This is a genomic window from Acidovorax sp. LjRoot204 (genome assembly GCF_056175785.1).
Window position 1 is genome coordinate 1 of record NZ_JBGFFF010000356.1, and the last position, 1,218, is coordinate 1,218.

Annotated in this window: 1 protein-coding gene; it reads right to left on the reverse strand. The window is 64.2% G+C overall.

Going from position 1 to position 1,218, the window contains the following annotated elements:
- Positions 1 to 90 precede the first annotated feature (90 nt).
- A partial coding sequence (ugpB, locus tag AC04MI_RS25340) for a sn-glycerol-3-phosphate ABC transporter substrate-binding protein UgpB (RefSeq protein WP_476499068.1) occupies positions 91 to 1,218 on the reverse strand: 1,128 nt, incomplete at its 5' end.

Consider the following 1,218-nt stretch of genomic DNA (forward strand, 5'->3'; position numbering starts at 1 on the left):
AAAAGAAGAACCCACCGGCCCTGCGGTGGGCGCGGCGGGTTGCGAGTGTAGTGGGTGAGGCGCCGCAGATGCCGGCGCCTCACACCCGGCTCAGCCCTTGTTTGCCTTCTGGAAGCGCTCGAGTTGCTCGTCGCCGCGCTTGACGGCGGCGTCGAGTGCCTCCTTGGCGGTCTTCTTGCCGCTCCAGATCTGCTCGGTCTCCTCGTCGATGATGGTGCGGATCTGCACGAAGCTGCCCAGGCGCACGCCGCGCGACTTGTCGGTGGTCTTGCGGATCATTTGCGTCACTGCCACGTCGGTGCCCGGGTTTTCCTTGTAGAAGCCCGAAGCATCGGTCAGCTTGTAGGCCGCCGTGGTGATGGGCAGGTAGCCGGTGCGCTTGTGGCTTTCGGATTGCACCTTGGTGTCGGACAGGAAGGTGAAGAAGCTGGCCACGCCCTTGTAGTGGTCGGCCGGCTTGCCGGACATGACCCACAGGCTGGCGCCGCCGATCACGGTGTTTTGCGGGGCGCCCTTCACGTCGGGGTAGTAGGGCATCGTGGAGATGCCGTACTTGAACTTGGCGTCCTTGGCCACGCGTGCGTACAGGCCCGACGAGCCGGTCATCATTGCGCATTCGCCCGAGGGGAAGGCGGCGTCGGCCGTGTTGTTGCGGCCCTTGTAGACGTAGGTGCCGTCCTTCGACATCTTGGCCAGGTTCTCGAAATGGCGCACCTGTAGCGGCGAATTGAAGGCCAGGCGTGCCGAGGTGCCGCCAAAGCCGTTGTTCTGCGTGGCATACAGGGTGTTGTGCCAGGCCGAGAAGCTTTCGAGCTGGGTCCAGCTCATCCAGCTCGTGGTGAAGGGGCACTTGTGGCCGCTGGCCTTGAGCTTGTCGGCTGCGGCGATCACCTCGGGCCAGGTGGTGGGAGCCTTCTCCGGATCGAGGCCGGCCGCCTTGAAGGCATCCTTGTTGTAGTAGAAGATGGTCGTCGAGCTGTTGAACGGGAAGCTCAGCATCTGGCCGTTTGGCGCGGTGTAGTAGCCGGACACGGCGGGCACGTACACACTGGGGTCGAACTTGGCACCGCCCGAGGTCATCACCTCGCCCACCGGCTTGATGGCGCCCTTGGAAGCCATCATGGTGGCGGTGCCCACTTCGAACACCTGCAGGATGTCCGGCGCATTACCTGCGCGGAAGGCCGCGATGGCGGCGGTCATCGATTCGTCATACTGGCC